This is a genomic window from Xanthomonas sp. NCPPB 1128, from assembly GCF_001043115.1.
Classification (GTDB): Bacteria; Pseudomonadota; Gammaproteobacteria; order Xanthomonadales; family Xanthomonadaceae; genus Xanthomonas_A.
On sequence record NZ_LFME01000002.1, the window covers coordinates 169524 to 185681 of the forward strand.

Here is a 16158-nt window from a genome sequence, read left to right on the forward strand (position 1 = left end):
CCGGAACGGGGTTGTCGCGCAGCGGGTAAACTCGCCGGGTTTCCCCCGAGCCGTCCATTCCGCATGACCACCCGCGTTCTCACCGGCATCACCACCTCCGGCACGCCGCACCTGGGCAACTACGTCGGCGCCATCCGTCCCGCGCTGCAGGCCAGCCGGCGCCCTGGCATCGAGAGTTTCTTCTTCCTGGCCGACCTGCACAGCCTGATCAAGGCGCAGGACCCGGCGCGGACCCAGCGCTCGACCCTGGAGATCGCGGCGACCTGGCTGGCGGCGGGGCTGGATCCGAAGCAGGTGTGGTTCTACCGCCAGTCGGACGTGCCGGAGACCAACGAACTGACCTGGTTCCTGACCTGCGTCGCCGGCAAGGGCATCCTCAACCGTGCGCACGCCTACAAGGCCGCGGTGGACAAGAACCGCGCCGACGGCGAGGACGACGATGCCGGGGTCACCGCCGGCTTGTTCATGTACCCGGTGCTGATGGCCGCCGACATCCTGCTGTTCAAGGCGCAGCAGGTGCCGGTCGGCCGCGACCAGATCCAGCACATCGAGATGGCGCGCGATTTCGCGCAGCGCTTCAACCACGTCTACGGCCGCGAGCACTTCGTCCTGCCCGACGCGCTGATCGACGAGCAGGTGGCGACGCTGCCCGGGCTGGACGGGCGCAAGATGAGCAAGAGCTACGACAACACCATTCCGCTGTTCGCCCCGCGCGAGGAGTTGAAGAAGCGGGTGTTCGCCATCGTCACCGATTCGCGCGCCCCCGGCGAGCCGAAGGACACCGAGGGCTCGGCGCTGTTCCAGCTGTACCAGGCCTTCGCCAGCGCCGAGGAGACGGCCGCGTTCGCGCAGGCGTTCGCGACCGGCATCGGCTGGGGCGAGGCCAAGCAGCAGCTGTTCGAGCGCATCGATGCCGAGATCGCGCCGATGCGGGTGCGCTACGAGGCGCTGATGGCGCGCCCGCAGGACATCGAGGCGATCCTGCGCGACAACGCGCAGCGCCTGCGCGAACGCTATGCGATCCCGTTCCTGGCCGAGCTGCGGCACGCGGTGGGCTTGCGCGACCTGTCGGCGCAGGCCGGCGGCGCCACCGAAGCGGTGACGGCGAAGCCAGCGCTGCCAAGCTTCAAGCAGTATCGCGAGGCCGACGGCCAGTTCTACTTCAAGCTGCTCGATGGCGAGGGCGTGCTGCTGTTGCAGAGCGGCGGCTTCGCCTCGCCGCGCGACGCCGGGCAGACCATCGCCGCGCTCAAGCAGGCCGCGCAGTCGGACGTGCTGCAGGCAGCGCCTGTGACCCTGGAAGCACCGGCCGAGACGGTGCTGGCAGCGCTGGCGCGGCTGCGCGAGGCGGGCTGAGCGCTCGCACGGCGGTCCTTCGTAGGAGCGGCTTCAGCCGCGACGCCTCAACGGCAAAGCGTCGCGGCTGAAGCCGCTCCTACAAGGTCCTACACGTCACACGGCGCGTCCTGTGGCGATACCAAGCGCGGGTGTCCGCCGGCCGCATGCCGTCGGGACTGAAGTCCCTCCCACCATGGGCGCTCGCGGTCGTCGGGGCGGTTCCGTCATCCGTCCTCATTCGGCCCTTGCCGCACAGCACTCGCAGCGCCCTCCATACCGCCTAGAATGGAGCCTCGCCCAGCCACGCTTCTGCGCCATGCCACGCGATCCCAGCATCCATCTCGTCGATACCGGCTTCCAGCGCGCGCAGTTCGATGCCGCCTACCTGATCGTGGAGAACGGGCGCGGCGCCTTCGTCGACTGCGGCACCAGCCATGCCGTGCCGGTGCTGCTGGACGCCCTGGCGCACGCCGGTCTGGCGCCGGCCGACGTGGACTGGCTGATCCTCACCCACGTGCACCTGGACCACGCCGGTGGCGCCGGTGCGCTGCTGCAGCACCTGCCGAACGCGCGCCTGCTGGTGCATCCGCGCGGCGCGCCGCACATGATCGATCCGGCGCGGCTGATCGCTGGCGCGACCGCGGTGTACGGCGAAGCGGAGATGGCGCGCAGCTACGGCACCATTGTGCCGGTGCCGGCAGAGCGTGTGGTGGTAGCCGAGGACGGTCATCGTGTGGCGCTGGCTGGGCGCGAACTGCTGTGCATCGACACGCCCGGGCACGCGCGCCATCACCTGTGCTTGTGGGACGCACGCAGCCGCAGCTGGTTCAGCGGCGACACCTTCGGCCTGTCCTACCGCGAACTGGACAGCGCGCGCGGCGCGTTCGCGATCCCGACCTCGTCGCCGGTGCAGTTCGAGCCGGAGGCGATGCAGGCCTCGATCCAGCGCATGCTCGGCTACGCGCCGCAAACGCTGTATCTCACCCATTACGGTCCGGTGGAGGGCGCCGACACGCTGGCGGCGGAACTGCTGGAGCAACTGGAGGCGATGGTGGCGATCGCGCGCGGCTGCGACGGCCGCTCCGACCGCCATCGCTGCCTGGTCGCGGCGCTGACCGCGCTGTATCTGGAGCGGGCGCGGCTGCATGGCTGCCCGTTGGACGATGCCGGCGTGGAGCGCGTGCTGCACATGGACATCGAGCTCAATGCGCAGGGCTTGGCCTGCTGGCTGGATCGTCCCGCGCGCTGAACGGCGCTTCGATCCCACGCACGCGGCTGCGTCGCCGCGCTGTCTCGGCACGACGTCATTCTCTACACTGTGTGGCCCCCTTGTTGCCAGGTCGTGACCGTGAACCCGATGCGCATGTTGCTGCTGTCCGCTTCCCTGTTCATGGGAGGTGCGGCACAGGCGGCCAACGATGCGCTGGCAGGCGATGCGGGCGGCGATGCCGACGCGCTGGAGCGGCACGCGTTGCCGGCGTCCTGCGATCCCTCCGAAGCCTGTGGTCCGGCGATGCCGGGCTGAGCGATGTCGCGTCGAGCGACACACAAGTGCCATCGCAGCACGTTGGCTGCGCAGTGCCGGGGCCGTTGGCGATGGCGGGCGACGCGGGCGTTGCGCTGGGTGCGCGGTAGAAGTGGATCTTCGCTGGCGGCGCAAGGCCACCCGTAGGAGCGGCTTCAGCCGCGACGGGGCGTTACCAGCAATGCCTGTCGCGGCTGAAGCCGCTCCTACGAGAGAACAGCGCGGTGTTCGGCAAGGCCGCGAAAAGCGCGCTCTAGAAGTGATCTGAAACCGTTTCTACCGTGCCAGGCGCATGCGGTCGCCGCAAGGCGACCATGCCGCACTGCTCAGGCGGTGGTGTCGATCAACCCGCCGATGATGCCCTGGTTGAGCATGTCGCCGGTCACCGTGCCACTGAGGCTGGGATTGGCTTGCAGCAGCGACGACAGCTGCGGGGTAAGGCCCTGGCTGCTGAAGACGCCGTTGGCGTTGTACAGGCCCGGCGTCGACGGTGGCGCGGTGATGGTGCCGAGCAGGCCCTGGTCGTAGGTCTGGGTGGCCTGGTCGAGGCTGGGATACGGCGAGGTGGCCGCCGAGGTCGACGTGCCGGTGCCGGTGGTCGGCGTCGAAGACCCGGTGGTGGAACCGGCGGTGCCGTTGGCCGAGGCCGCATCGGCCGGGCCGGCGCTGACGATGCTGTTGAACAACCCGGCCGCGTTGTAGGTCAGGCCCGTGTCGGCCAGGGTGCTTCCCGCAAGGCCGCCGAGGCTGAAGATCACCGAGGCCTCGCCGGACAGTTCCACGGCCTGCTGCACGGCCGCCGGATCGTTACTGCTCACGACCGGATTGCCGGCCTCACCCGCGTCATTGGAGGCGCTCGATGCGGGAAAGCCATAAGGCGATGTGCCGTAAGGATTGACGGTGCCGAGCGGCGACAGTGCAGTCTCGATGGCCATGGTCGGGGCCCAGCGCGCAGAGGTATTGGCGCACTGATACGCCCATCCGGCTGAACGGACTCTTAGGTGTTTCTGGATGTCGCGATGTACCTGCACCGGCGACGGCTGCGCTGCCATGGACGTCCCGGTGCAGTCGGCGCGAGAGCATCCGAACCGTATCCCGCGACACGCTGCGGACGCGAAGTCGATTCCATTTCCCTGCCGGCGCGTGGCGCGGGCGTGGGACGACCTGATGGGGTGCCTGCGACTGCCGCCGAGGACTGGACGAAGCATGGGCAGCCGTCCCGCAGCGGGATTGCGCAAAACAGCGTGCCGTCGGCGGCACCGCGCGTGGCTGTCGCCGCCCGTGGCCGCTGCCCTAGAATTGCGCCATACCCGTTCCGCGTGCACGCATGTCTTCCCCTTCTTCCACGGTCGCCGCCGCACCTGCGCGCGGTGGCTTCGTCGTTCTCGCCCTGTTCCTGGTCTATGTCGTCTGGGGCTCGACCTATCTGGCGATCCGCTTCGCCCTGGAGGGCGGCGCGCCGCCGCTGAGCGTGGTCTCCGGAACCCGCTTCGTGATCGCCGGCAGCGTGCTGTACGCGGTGCTGCGCTGGCGCGGGGTGGCCGCACCCACGCGCGCGCAGTGGCGGCCGCTGGCCATGCTCGGTGCGCTGATGCTGGTCTGCGGCAATGGCCTGGTGGTGCTGGCCGAGCGCCAGGTGTCCTCGGGGCTGGCGGCGGTGGCGGTGGCCTCGGTGCCGCTGTGGATGGCGCTGTTCGGCACGCTGCGCGGCCATCACGCCAGCCGCGGCGAATGGCTGGGGATCGTGGTCGGCTTCGCCGGCGTGGTGTGGCTCAATGCCGGCAGCAGCCTCAATGCCAGCCCGCTGGGCCTGGTGCTGCTGTTGATCGCGCCGGTCGGCTGGGCGTTCGGCTCGGTGTGGTCGCGCGGGCGCGACCTGCCGATGCCGTTCATGGCCGCCGCCGGGCAGATGCTGTGCGGCGGCGTGATGCTGGTGGCGATCGGCCTGTTGAGCGGCGAGCGCCTGCACACCTTGCCGAGCGCACAGGGGATGCTGGCGGTGGCCTACCTGTGCGTGTTCGGCTCGATCGTGGCCTTCACCGCCTACGTGTGGCTGCTGCAGAACGTGCGCCCGGCGCTGGCCGGCAGCTATGCCTACGTCAATCCGGTGATCGCGGTGGCGCTGGGCAGCTGGCTCGGCCAGGAGCGTTTCAGCGCCAGCGACTTCGGCGCGATGGCGGTGATCCTGGCCGGCGTGGTGGTGATCACCGTGGCGAGGACCCGGCGATGACCGTGGTCGCCGGGCAGGAGGCGCGGCGCGGGCTGTGGATCACCGCGGCGACCTTCGCACTATGGGGCGTGGTGCCGGTGTACTGGCACCTGCTGCAGGCGGTGCCATCGCCGCACATCATCGCCCACCGCATCGTCTGGAGCACGCTGCTGGTGGTGGCCTGGCTGGTGTACAGCGCGCGCCTGCAGTGGTGGCGACGCATCGCCGCGCAGCCGCGCGCGCTGGCCACGCTGGCGCTGAGCAGCCTGGCGATCGCCTTCAACTGGGGCCTGTACATCTGGGCGGTCAATGCCGGCCATGTGATCGAGACCAGCCTGGGCTACTTCATCAATCCGCTGGTCAACGTGCTGCTCGGGGTGCTGGTGCTGCATGAGCGGCTGCGCCCGTTGCAGTGGCTGGCGGTGGCCTGCGCCGCGCTCGGCGTGGCCTGGCTGACCGTCGACGCCGGCACGCTGCCGTGGATCGCGCTGGGCCTGGCCGGCTCGTTCGGGCTGTACGGCCTGCTGCGCAAGCTGGTGCAGGTGGACGCGGTGGCCGGGCTGGGCGTGGAGAGCCTGTACCTGTTCCTGCCGGCGCTGGGCTTCGTGCTGTGGGGCGAGGCCGGCCACGGCGGCGGCTTCGCCGGCGAGTGGGGCTGGCGCAACGACCTGCTGCTGGTGTTCGGCGGCGTGGTCACCGCGGTGCCGCTGATCGGCTTCGCCTATGGTGTGCGACGCATCCCGCTGTCGCTGGTGGGGTTGCTGCAGTACATCGCGCCGAGCCTGCAGCTGTTGCTGGGCGTGTGGTTCTTCCGCGAACCGTTCGACGCCGGCAAGGCGATCGGCTTCGCCGCGATCTGGATCGGGTTGCTGTTGTTCGCCGGCGAAAGTCTTTGGCGGTCGGGCGTGTGGCGGCGAGCGGGGATTAGGGATTAGGGATTCGGGATTGGCAAGAGCAGAAGCAGCGCAGCCCGCTGTTACGAATCCCCAATCCCGACTCCCGAATCCCGTTTCACCGTCAGCTGCAGCTCGGGGTCTGCGCGCGGCGGCAGCGGCTGCGGACAGCGACCGTCGTGGCGCTGCGCCGGCAGGTCGGCGAACCAGTCCTCCACGGTCGGCGCGGGCAGGTCCAGCCGCATCGGCAGGCTCAGGTGGTTCTCGCCTGGCATTTCCAGGTAGTGCGCGCGCGGCGCGTCCAGCGCCAGCAGGCGGCCGTGCGCCACCGGGATGTGCTGGTCGGCGCTGCCGTGCAACAGCAGCACGCAGGCCGGTGCGGCGCGTGCGGCGGCGGTGACGTCCACCTGGTCCAGGTTCAGCGCCAGGCGCTGGTTGGCGTTGGCGATCACCGCGTCCAGGTTCTGCCCGCCATAGCGCCAGCGCGCCAGGTCCATCGCCGCGCTGGCCATCCAGCCGCGCGGGCGGCTGGCGAGCATGTGCGGGATCATGTCGCGGATGCCACGGCCGGCGTTGGCGAAGGACTCCATCGCGACCACCCCGTCGACCTGGTCGCCGAGCTTCTGCGCGGCGAACAGCGCGGTGGCCGCGCCGTAGGACACGCCGAACAGGTATACCGGGCCCTGCACCTCGCCGCTGGCGCGCAGGGCGCGGATCACCGCGACCACGTCGTCGGACTCGCGGGTGCCGTAGCCGGCCGGGCCGCCGCCGGAGCGGCCGTGGTTGCGCAGGTCGATGCTGATGCTGCGGTAGCCGGCCTGGGCCAGGTCCAGCGACCATGGCAGCAGCGAGTCGCCGTCCATCATCCAGCCGTGCAGCAACACCACGGTGCCGCGCGGGGCCATGTGCGTGGCCGGCGCCGGCGTGCCCACGTCCATGGCGAAGTCGGCATGCTCGTGGCCGCCGGCGTCGCGGCCGGCGTGTTCGTAGCGATACCGCATGTGGTAGTCGCCCGGGTCGATGGCGCGCCAGAAGATCGGGATGCCGCCCGGCACCACCACGTGGCCGCTGCGGTTGGGCAGGGTCGCCAGCAGGCTCTGGATGCGTTCCTCGTCCATCAGCGGCGACACGCCGCCCGGCGCGACCAGGCGGTCGCTGAGCGAGGTGGAGGAGCAGGCGCTCAGCCACAGGCTGGCGCAGAGGACGAGCAGCAGGCGCAGGCGCGAGGACATGGGGGTGGCGGCGTGGAACCAAATGGCCGCGCAGGCTAGCGCCTCGGCGGCGGCCGTTCTACCGCGTTTCGATGACGAAACGATGACGCGTCAGCGGCCATTGGGCCGGGCCGGGACGGCGGTCCCGGCCCAGCGCGTTCAGCCGTGGCGCTACAGCGCGCGCAGGGCGGTGGTGATCGGCAGGCGCGCGGCGCGCAGCGCCGGGAACAGGCCGCCGACCAGGCCGATGCCCAGCGCCCACTTCAGCCCGGTCCACAGCAGCGGCGGCGAGACCTTGAACTGGAACACCACCTGGCTGAAGTTGCTGCCCAGCGTGGAGACGCTGTAGCCGTTGAAGATCGCCCAGGCGATCAGTCCGCCCAGCACCCCGCCGAGCAGCGCCAGCAGCATGGTCTCCAGCATCACCGCCACCACCACCGGCAGCCCGCGAAAGCCCAGTGCGCGCATGGTGGCGATCTCGCGGGCGCGGGTGGCGACCGCGGCGTACATGGTGTTGAGCGCGCCGAACACCGCGCCGATCGCCATGATGGTGCCGATGAAGGTGCCCAGGACCTCCAACACCTTGCTCAGGTTGCCGCCCTGCTTGCGGTAGTACTCGCGGGTGGTGAACACGTCCAGTTTCAGCCGCGGGTCGGCGTCCATCGCCGCCTTGAACTGGCGGAAGCCGTCCTGGCCCTGGGTGCGCACGCTGATCGACTGGTAGGCGCTGCGGTTGTAGGTGGTGGCCAGGGTCTGGGTGTCGGTCCACAGCTCCGAGTCATGCGCGTCGCCGCTGGCGAACACACCGACCACGGTCCAGGCCTGGTTGCCCAGGGTCAGGGTCTGGCCGAGCTGCAGGCCGCGGAACTGCGACTGCGCACCCTTGCCGACCACGATCTCGCGCAGGCCGGGGGTGAAGCGACGGCCCTGCACGATCTTGACCTTGTCGTGCACCGCCCAGCCCTGCTCGCCGACGCCGCGGAACTGCGCGTTGACGTCGGTGCCGTCGGACTTGGACTGCAGGTTCACCACCTGCGACAGTTCCGGCGAGACCAGCGGACGGTTGTCGGCGCCGCGCGCCACGCCGGCCAGGCTGGCGATCAGCGGCACCTGGTCGCGGATGATGACCGAGTTGGTCTCGGCCTGGGAGCCGCCGCGCAGCACGATGGCGGTGGTGTCGTCGCCGGTGCTGTCCAGGGTGGTCTGGAAGCCCTGGCCCATCGCCAGCATCGCCACCAGCACGCCGACCACGCCGGCGATGCCGACCACGATCACCGAACTGGCGCCCCAGCGCTGCGGCAGGCTGGCGATGCCGATGCGCGCGGCCGCCAGCGACAGCCGGCCGCTGCGGGTGACCAGCAACAGGACCGCCAGCATCGCCACCAGCGCCAGCACCAGGAACCAGGGCAGGGCGATCCAGATTCCCAGGCCGATCGCCAGCGCCGCGATCGCCAGGACATTCCATAACCATTGCATCTTCATTGCGTTGTTCCTCGGGTCTGCGTTGCCGTCCGTGGCAGCGATGTGCTGGAGAGAAGGCGCGGGCTCAGCGCCCGGCCAGGGCGTCGACGATCTTCAGCCGCTGCGCGCGCAGCGCCGGCAGCAGGCCGACCACCACGCCGATGACCAGCATCAGCACCGCGCCGATCAGCCAGGTCTGTGCCGGCACCGCGTGCACCGGCAGCGCGCCGCGGCTGGCGCTGGCCAGCACCGGGGCCGCCGCCGCCGCCAGGGCCATGCCGAGCAGGCCGCCGAGCACGATCAGCAGCACCGACTCCACGATCACCAGGGTCAGCACCGTGCGGTCCTGGAAGCCCAGGGTCTTGAGCGTGGCCAGTTCCGGGATGCGTTCGCGCACCGCCTGCGCCATGGTGTTGCCGGTCAGCAGCACCAGGGTGAAGAACACCGCGCCCATGATCGAGGTGACGATCAGGCCGATGTCGGCGAACTGCTTGACGAAGGCCTGCTGGAACGCCGACTCGGTCTGCGACTTGGTCTCGTGGTCGGAGTTGGCCGACAACGCATCGATCGCCTGCGCCACGCGCGAGGCGTGCTCGGGGTTGTCCAGCCGCACCGTGTACCAGCTGACCTTGCCCTTGATGTAGTCGTTGCTCTCGTCGAAGTACTTCCAGTTCATCATCAACTGGTTCTCCGCCTGCACGTTGGCGCGGTCCTTGGCGCGGAAGATCGCCTTCAGCTCCAACGGCCAGTCGTTGCTGCCGCCGCGCGGGAAGATGGTGGCCTGCAGCGGGATCACGTCGCCGACCTTCCAGCCGTGCTTCTTCGCCAGCGCTTCGCCCACCGCCGCCCCGGTGCGGGTGTCGCGGAAGGCCTTGAGCTGCTCCGGCGGCATCTCGTATTCGCTGTACACGTCGAAGAAGTTCGGCGCGACCGAGAAGTTGGGGAAGAAGTCCTTGGGATCCTTGTAGATGCCGCCGAACCACATCGCATAGGTCACGTCGCGCACGCCCGGCACGCTGCGGATCTGCGATTCCAGGCGCACTGGCAGCGACTGGGTAATCGACAGGCGCGAGGCCACGACCAGGCGGTTGACCCCTTCCACCGAGCCGCCGGCGGTGAACGCCACGCGCACCGAGTCGAGCAGGCCGAACAGCAGGAACGCGACGATCACCGAGAACAGGGTCAGCAGCGTCCGTGTCTTGCTGCGGAACAGTTGCGCCCAGATCAACGAGAAATACTTCATGGCATCGCCTCGCTCAGTGCGCGGCCGGCGCGTCGGCCAGCTCGCCCTTGTCCAGGTGCACGGTATGGGTGGCGTACTCGGCGGCCTTGGGATCGTGGGTGACCATGACGATGGTCTTGCCGTGGCTGCGGTTGAGTTCCTGCAGCAGGCCCAGCACGTCCTCGGCCGAGCGCCGGTCAAGGTCGCCGGTGGGTTCATCGCAGATCAGGAAGGTGGGATCGGAGACGATGGCGCGGGCGATGGCCACGCGCTGCTGCTGGCCGCCGGACAGTTCGCTGGGCTTGTGGTTGCGGCGGTCGGCCAGGCCGACCAGGGTCAGCGCGATCTCGGCGTTGCGCTTGCGCTGTGCGGCGCCGAGCGAAGTCAGCAGCAGTGGCAGTTCGACGTTCTTCTGCGCGGTGAGCATGGGCATCAGGTTGTAGAACTGGAACACGAAGCCGACGTGGTGGCTGCGCCAGGTGGCGAGCTGTCCGCCGCTCATGCGGTCGATGCGCTGGCCTTCGATCTCGATCTCGCCACCGCTGGGCGAGTCCAGCCCGCCGATCAGGTTGAGCAGGGTGGTCTTGCCGGAGCCGGACGGTCCCATCAGGGCGACGAAGTCGCCGCGGGCGATATCCAGGTCGATGCCGTGCAGGACCTGGACTTTCTCGGGGCCGCGCTGGTAGGTCTTGGTGACGTTGCGCAGGGTGACGAGGGTGGACATGGTGGTGTTCCTGGCGGTGGACGAGGTGGAGGCGATGCGGTCGCCGATGACGGCGAGGGATTACCGTTGCGGTTGCGGTTGCGGTTGCGGTTGCGGTTGCGAGTGCAGTTGTTGCTTTTGCTTTTGCTTTTGCTGTTGCTTCTGCCGTTGCCGTTGTTCTTGCTTTTGACTTGTCGGGTTCCCTTCCGAAGCGGCGGCCAGCGCGGGGAAAAACCCGAAGGGCGGCGTACATGGATGTACGCCGTCCGCGGCAGGGGCAGGATGCCCCTTCCGCGGATCCCCGGGCTGGACGCGGACCCGGAGCGCGCAGCGCGGAGGGCGCGAAGGCAGGGTGTGCTTTCTTTTGGTTACTTTTCTTTGCACAAGCAAAGAAAAGTAACTCGCCGCAAGGCGAAAGCTTTGCTCTTGCAATTGCTCTTGCACTTGCTGCTACTGCGGCGGCCGCTGGATCGTAGGAGCGGCGTTAGCCGCGACAGACATGACCAATTACGTTTGTCGCGGCTAACGCCGCTCCCACAGTTTTTCTCATCTGACACCAAAGCTTGGAGCAAAGGCTTTCGCCCTTTCGGGCGAGTTACTTTTCTTTGCTCGCGCAAAGAAAAGGTAACCAAAAGAAAGCGCGCCCTGCCTTGCGCCCTCCGCGCTACGCGCTCCGGGTCCGCGGATGCACCGGGGATTCGCGGAAGGGGCATCCTGCCCCTGCCGCGAACGGCGCACATCCATGTGCGCCGCCCTTCGGGTTTTTCCCCGATCCATCCGCCGCTGCGGAAGGGAACCCGGTAGAGCAAAAGCAAGAGCAACAGCTACAAACAACAGCAACAGCAACAGCAACAGCAGGAGCAGGAGCAGGGAGCGTCACTCGGGTGGCCGCCTTCTCGTGGAGACTGCGCCGAAAAGATCGCCAAAGCACAAACGCAAGGACTGCAACAGCAACTGCATGGACTGGAGCTAGAACGGTGTGGCTGCGGTGGGACGCCGTTGGAAAGTGCCCCCCTTCGAGTGCGACATCGGGTGCTGACGCAATGCGCAGCACACCATCGTGCTTCGCTACTGTGCCGCGGCCTCCGCCATCTTTACCTGCATGCCGGCATGCAAAGCCTCCGGCGGATCCAGGACCACCGTGTCGCCTGCGGCCAGGCCGGACAGCACCTGGCGGTCGTCGCCCAATGCGATGCCTGTCTTCAGCGCGCGCTGTTCGACCGTGTTGTCCTCCTTGACCGCGAATGCCACGTCCTGGCCGGCGCGCTTGACGATCGCCGCGCCCGGCACCCGCACGCCCTGCGGCGTGTTCTGCGCCTGCGGCTGCGGCGCTTCCAGGAAGCTGACCCGTACACCCATCTCCGGCACGATCCGCGCGTCCTTCTGCTTCAGCGCCACGCGCACCTTCACCGTGGCCTTGCCGCGGTCGGCGGAGGGGATGATCGCGATCACCTCGGCCGGGATCTTCCAGTCCGGATACGCATTGAGCACGGCTTCCACCGGCATGCCCGGCTTGACCCGGCCGATGTAGGACTCGCCCACCTCGACCTCGATCTCCAGCGACTCCATGTCGACGATGGTGCCGATGCCGGTGCGGGTGAAGCCGCCGCCGGCCGACAGCGGCGAGACGATCTCGCCCGGCTGCGCCGCCTTGGCGGTGACCACACCGGAGAACGGCGCACGCACGATGGTGTTGTCGACGTTGAGATCGGAGATCGACAGCTGGTTGCCGGCCACCGCGACGTTGCGCTGCGCGTTCTGCAACTGCGCGCGCAGGGCGTCGCGCTGCGCCACTGCCTGCTCGTACTGCGAACGCGAGACCAGTTGCTGGCCGGCCAGGGTCTGCAGGCGCTGCGCATCGGCATCGGCCTGGCGCACCTGTGCCTGCATGTTGGCGACCAGGCTGCGCGCCGCATCCAGTTGCGAGGCCGACAGCACCCGCTGCGCGTTGGCGTCGATCGGGTCCAGCGTCGCCATCACCTGGCCCTGCTCGACGCGCATGCCTTCCTCGATGCGCACCTCGCGGACCTTGCCGGTGATCTTGGCCGACACCGTGGCCATGCGCCGCGCCACCACGTAGCCGCTGGCATCCAGCACCGAGGCGCTGCTGCTGCCGGGGGCGATCGCCACTACCGCGGCGGTGCGCACCTCCAGCGGCTTGCTGCGGCCGAACAGCAGCCAGGCGCCGGCACCCAGGGCGAGCAGCACCACCAGCAGCACCACGGCGATCCACAGCCCGCGCCGCGACGGCGGCTCGCTCGGCGGCGCCTTGCGGTCGATACGGAGTTCCTTGAGCAGGTCGGAGGAAGTACTCATCGTGTCCTTGAACGAAAACGGTCGGCGCGCTGCAGTGTGCGAGCCGCCGGTTGCCCTGGGCATGGCCGGAAGTCACTTTCTGCGATGCGCTGTAGCGGGAGAACGCCGCCCCTCGGCGTGGATCGCAGCATGCGGCAATCGTGCCGGGGCTGCCAGTGACAGATGTCATTCGATGCAGTTGACGCGCCGCACTGGGCGCCGTCCCCGCCGCGGCGCAGCCTAGGCACTCCCTGCCATCACTGGAGTTGTCCATGCCTGACCACGATGCGTTGCCGCTGGCGCAGCTCAGCGGCGTCCACAAGCGCTATGGGGCGCTGGTCGCGCTGGACGGGGTCGACCTGCAGCTGCGCCGCGGCCAGTTGCTGGCGTTGCTGGGCGCCAACGGCGCCGGCAAGAGCACGGCGGTGAGCCTGCTGCTCGGGCTGCAGACGCCCGACGCCGGCAGCGTGCGCCTGTGCGGGCAGGATCCGCGGGCGCTGGCGGCGCGACGCCAGGCCGGGGCGATGCTGCAGACCGCCGGGTTGCCGGAGACGCTGCGCGTGGGCGAACTGCTGCTGCAGGCGCGCGGTTACTACCCGCAGCCGCGCAGCGTCGCCGACTGCGTGGCGCTGGCCGGGCTGGACGGGCTGATGGCGCGCCGCTACGGCCAGTTGTCCGGCGGCCAGCAGCGGCGCGTGCAGTTCGCGATGGCGATCTGCGGGCGGCCGCGGGTGCTGTTTCTGGACGAGCCCAGCACCGGCCTGGACATCGAGGCGCGGCAGGGCCTGTGGCGGGCGATCCGCGAACTGGTCGCCGACGGCTGCGCGGTGCTGCTGACCACGCACTATCTGGAAGAGGCCGAGGCGCTGGCCGACCGGGTGGCGGTGCTGCAGCGCGGCACGCTGATCGCCGAGGGCAGCGTCGCCGAGCTGCGGGCGCGCTTCGAGCAATGCACCATCCGCTGCCGCAGCGCGCTGCCGGCGGCGCAAGTGGCGCAATGGCCGCAGGTGCGCCGCGCCGACACCCGCGACGGCGTGCTGGAGGTGGTCGCCGAGCCGGCCGAGCCGGTGGTCGCGCGGCTGCTCGCCAGCGATCCGGCGCTGCAGGCGCTGGAAGTCCGCCGCGCCGGCCTCGCCGACGCCTTTCTCGCCATCACCCGTGCGGAGGCCGCATGAACCGGATCGATGTTTCCGTTGCTCCGCCGGCGGCCGCCTGGTCGTTGCGCGACCAGGTCGCGCTGCTGCTGCGCGAGATCCGCTACGAGGTGCTGCGCTGGCTGCGCACGCCCTCGTTCGCCGTGCCGACGCTGCTGTTCCCGCCGCTGTTCTACCTGCTGTTCGGGGTGCTGCTCAATCATGGGCGCCACGACGCGGCGGTGTACCTGATGGCCAGCTACAGCGTGTTCGGGGTGATGGCGCCGGCCCTGTTCGGGTTCGGGGTCGGCCTGGCGCTGGACCGCGAACGCGGGCTGTTGGCGCTCAAGCGCGCGATGCCGGTGCCGCCGCTGGCGCTGCTGCTGGCGCGCACCGCGCTGGCGATGCTGTTCGCCCTGGCGATCGGGGTGCTGCTGCAGGCGCTGGCCGCGCTGCTCGGCGGGGTCGTGCTGACCCCGGGCCAGCGGATCTGGCTGCTGCTGGTGGACGTGCTGGGCACGTTGCCGTTCTGCGCGATCGGGCTGGCGCTGGGCGCCTATGCCGGCGGCAGCGGCGCGCCGGCGCTGGTCAACCTGATCTACCTGCCGATGGCGTTCCTGTCGGGGCTGTGGATCCCGCTGCGGATGCTGCCGGCGTGGCTGACCACACTGGCGCCGCTGTGGCCGTCCTACCACCTGGGCCAGCTCGCGCTACAGGTGGTCGGGCAGGACGACCGCCGTGGCAGTGCCGGCCATGTCGCCGCGCTGCTGGCGGTGACCGTGGTGTTCTACGCGCTGGCGCAGCGGCGCCTGCGCCGCGGCTGATGGCGCGCCGCGCCGATCCCGGTGCCGCCGCGCAATCCCGCGTGGCGGCGCCTTCGCTAAGCTATGCGCCGCGGCGGCCGTGCCGCCCTGGGAGCCCGACGTGATCGCCTTGCTGCACGCCTCGCCCGACTCGCTGATCGCCCGCCGCATCGGCTGGAGCTCGGCCAAGTCCAGCACCCACTGGTTCGTATGGCTGTCGCTGGTGTGGTCGATCTGGCTGTTCGTCACCCCGCTGTACGAACCGCATTACTTCCGCAACTGGGTCGCGCCGACGCTGGCCAGCTATGCGGTGTTCCTCGCCTTGTACTACGTGGCCTATTACCGCCACCGGCGCTACCTGCCCTGGTGCGTGGCCGGCATGGCGGCGCTGGCGTTGCTGCTGTTGCCGTACAACCCCGGTGCGCAGTGCTACATCATCTATGCCTGCGCCTTCCTGGCGTTCTGCCTGGAGCCGATGCGCGCGGTGGCGGCGATGCTGGCGTTGCTGGCCTTGTTCGCGCTGGCCTGGACGCTGCGCGGCTGGTCGCCGCTGTACATGGTCAGTGCGGTGGTGATCGGCCTGTCGGTGGGGCTGATGAACATCAGTTTCGAGCGCCGTGCGCGCGGCGAGGCGCAACTGCGCCTGAGTCACGAGGAAGTGCGGCGCCTGGCGGCGGTGGCCGAGCGCGAGCGCATCGGCCGCGACCTGCACGACCTGCTCGGCCACACCCTGTCGCTGGTGGCGCTGAAGTCGGACCTGGCCACGCGCCTGCTCGCCCACGATGCGGCCGCGGCGCAGCGCGAGATGGAGGAAGTGGGCCAGGTTGCCCGCGAGGCGCTGAGCCAGGTGCGGCGCGCGGTCAGCGGCATCCGCGCGGCGCAGCTGGCGGCGGAGCTCGCCTCGGCCAAACTGCTGCTGGAGTCGTCGGGGGTGACCTTCCGTTACCAGGTCGAGGCGTTGCCGCCGTGCCCGCAGCTGGAAACGGTGTTCGCGCTGGTGCTGCGCGAGGCCGCCACCAACATCCAGCGGCATGCGTCCGCCCGCAACGCGCAGCTGCGGTTGTGGTGCGAACGCGGCCAGGCCCTGCTGGAACTGCGCGACGACGGCCGCGGCGGGGCGCTGCAGCCGGGCACCGGGCTGAGCAGCATGCGCGAGCGGCTGGAGGCGGTGGGCGGCAGCCTGCGCATCGCCTCCGAGCGCGGCCTGGGCACCTGCCTGGTCGCCGCCGCGCCGTTGCCGCGGGTCGAGGCGGCCGTCGTGCCGGAGGCCGCAGCGGCGACGCGGATGCCCACGCCGGCGGACCAGGACGCCGCGCTCGGCTGAGCGCCGGCCTGGCCCGGGCACTACAATGGGCCGACAAGGAC

13 protein-coding genes and 1 pseudogene are annotated in these 16158 nt (G+C 69.8%); 8 read left to right on the forward strand and 6 right to left on the reverse strand.

The genetic code is table 11. The annotated features are described in order from the left end of the window. Positions 1-63 precede the first annotated feature (63 nt). The 3 genes and pseudogenes from ACP93_RS02800 to ACP93_RS02810 form a co-directional block, all read left to right on the forward strand. Positions 64-1356 (forward strand): tryptophan--tRNA ligase, encoded by a 1293-nt coding sequence (locus ACP93_RS02800; RefSeq protein ID WP_048489263.1) that lies wholly within the window; start codon positions 64-66, stop codon positions 1354-1356. Between the two features lie 298 nt (positions 1357-1654). After that, on the forward strand, positions 1655-2587 hold the full coding sequence (locus ACP93_RS02805) for an MBL fold metallo-hydrolase (protein WP_048489264.1): 933 nt from the start codon (positions 1655-1657) through the stop codon (positions 2585-2587). Between the two features lie 108 nt (positions 2588-2695). Next, positions 2696-2806 (forward strand): annotated as a pseudogene (locus tag ACP93_RS02810) (peptidase); the annotation flags it as partial. Between the two features lie 383 nt (positions 2807-3189). Here the strand turns inward: ACP93_RS02810 and ACP93_RS02815 are convergent. Further along, positions 3190-3681, reverse strand: a complete 492-nt coding sequence (locus tag ACP93_RS02815) for a hypothetical protein (protein ID WP_228135934.1) — start codon at positions 3679-3681, stop codon at positions 3190-3192. Positions 3682-4190: 509 nt separating this feature from the next. On the opposite strand from ACP93_RS02815, the gene yedA reads away from it, so the two are divergent. Continuing rightward, positions 4191-5093 (forward strand): drug/metabolite exporter YedA, encoded by a 903-nt coding sequence (gene yedA / locus ACP93_RS02820; protein ID WP_048489267.1) that lies wholly within the window; start codon positions 4191-4193, stop codon positions 5091-5093. Beyond that, complete coding sequence (gene rarD, locus ACP93_RS02825; protein ID WP_048489268.1) at positions 5090-6007, forward strand: EamA family transporter RarD; 918 nt, start codon at positions 5090-5092, stop codon at positions 6005-6007. The genes yedA and rarD overlap by 4 nt, the downstream gene beginning before the upstream one ends. A gap of 41 nt (positions 6008-6048) precedes the next feature. Here rarD and ACP93_RS02830 read toward each other — a convergent pair whose 3' ends face one another. The 5 genes from ACP93_RS02830 to ACP93_RS02850 form a co-directional block, all read right to left on the reverse strand. Further along, positions 6049-7197, reverse strand: a complete 1149-nt coding sequence (locus ACP93_RS02830) for an alpha/beta hydrolase (protein WP_048489269.1) — start codon at positions 7195-7197, stop codon at positions 6049-6051. 150 nt (positions 7198-7347) lie between these two features. Further along, a complete protein-coding gene (locus ACP93_RS02835) occupies positions 7348-8658 on the reverse strand; it encodes an ABC transporter permease (protein WP_048489270.1) in 1311 nt (436 codons plus the stop codon). Positions 8659-8722: 64 nt separating this feature from the next. After that, positions 8723-9880, reverse strand: a complete 1158-nt coding sequence (locus ACP93_RS02840; RefSeq protein ID WP_048489271.1) for an ABC transporter permease — start codon at positions 9878-9880, stop codon at positions 8723-8725. A gap of 13 nt (positions 9881-9893) precedes the next feature. Then, positions 9894-10583: an ABC transporter ATP-binding protein gene (locus ACP93_RS02845; RefSeq protein WP_048489272.1), complete on the reverse strand. Its 690-nt coding sequence runs from the start codon at positions 10581-10583 to the stop codon at positions 9894-9896. A gap of 1047 nt (positions 10584-11630) precedes the next feature. Then, positions 11631-12878: an efflux RND transporter periplasmic adaptor subunit gene (locus tag ACP93_RS02850; RefSeq protein ID WP_048489273.1), complete on the reverse strand. Its 1248-nt coding sequence runs from the start codon at positions 12876-12878 to the stop codon at positions 11631-11633. Positions 12879-13129: 251 nt separating this feature from the next. Here ACP93_RS02850 and ACP93_RS02855 point away from each other — a divergent pair, with 251 nt between their 5' ends. The 3 genes from ACP93_RS02855 (at position 13130) to ACP93_RS02865 (ending at position 16117) form a co-directional block, all read left to right on the forward strand. After that, entirely contained in the window at positions 13130-14032 is a 903-nt protein-coding gene (locus ACP93_RS02855) for an ABC transporter ATP-binding protein (RefSeq protein ID WP_048489274.1), read from the forward strand. Continuing rightward, complete coding sequence (locus tag ACP93_RS02860) at positions 14029-14814, forward strand: ABC transporter permease (RefSeq protein WP_048489275.1); 786 nt, start codon at positions 14029-14031, stop codon at positions 14812-14814. The genes ACP93_RS02855 and ACP93_RS02860 overlap by 4 nt, the downstream gene beginning before the upstream one ends. Before the next feature lie 100 nt (positions 14815-14914). Further along, on the forward strand, positions 14915-16117 hold the full coding sequence (locus ACP93_RS02865) for a sensor histidine kinase (RefSeq protein WP_048489376.1): 1203 nt from the start codon (positions 14915-14917) through the stop codon (positions 16115-16117). The last annotated feature ends 41 nt before the right edge of the window (positions 16118-16158 follow it).

Excerpts from the sequence above, each read along its gene's own strand:
- ACP93_RS02800 (WP_048489263.1), top strand. The coding sequence starts at position 64 with ATGACCACCCGCGTTCTCACCGGCATCACCACCTCCGGCACGCCGCAC.
- ACP93_RS02805 (WP_048489264.1), top strand. The coding sequence starts at position 1,655 with ATGCCACGCGATCCCAGCATCCATCTCGTCGATACCGGCTTCCAGCGC.
- yedA (WP_048489267.1), top strand. The coding sequence starts at position 4,191 with ATGTCTTCCCCTTCTTCCACGGTCGCCGCCGCACCTGCGCGCGGTGGC.
- rarD (WP_048489268.1), top strand. The coding sequence starts at position 5,090 with ATGACCGTGGTCGCCGGGCAGGAGGCGCGGCGCGGGCTGTGGATCACC.
- ACP93_RS02830 (WP_048489269.1), bottom strand. The coding sequence starts at position 7,197 with ATGTCCTCGCGCCTGCGCCTGCTGCTCGTCCTCTGCGCCAGCCTGTGG.
- ACP93_RS02835 (WP_048489270.1), bottom strand. The coding sequence starts at position 8,658 with ATGAAGATGCAATGGTTATGGAATGTCCTGGCGATCGCGGCGCTGGCG.
- ACP93_RS02840 (WP_048489271.1), bottom strand. The coding sequence starts at position 9,880 with ATGAAGTATTTCTCGTTGATCTGGGCGCAACTGTTCCGCAGCAAGACA.
- ACP93_RS02845 (WP_048489272.1), bottom strand. The coding sequence starts at position 10,583 with ATGTCCACCCTCGTCACCCTGCGCAACGTCACCAAGACCTACCAGCGC.
- ACP93_RS02850 (WP_048489273.1), bottom strand. The coding sequence starts at position 12,878 with ATGAGTACTTCCTCCGACCTGCTCAAGGAACTCCGTATCGACCGCAAG.
- ACP93_RS02855 (WP_048489274.1), top strand. The coding sequence starts at position 13,130 with ATGCCTGACCACGATGCGTTGCCGCTGGCGCAGCTCAGCGGCGTCCAC.
- ACP93_RS02860 (WP_048489275.1), top strand. The coding sequence starts at position 14,029 with ATGAACCGGATCGATGTTTCCGTTGCTCCGCCGGCGGCCGCCTGGTCG.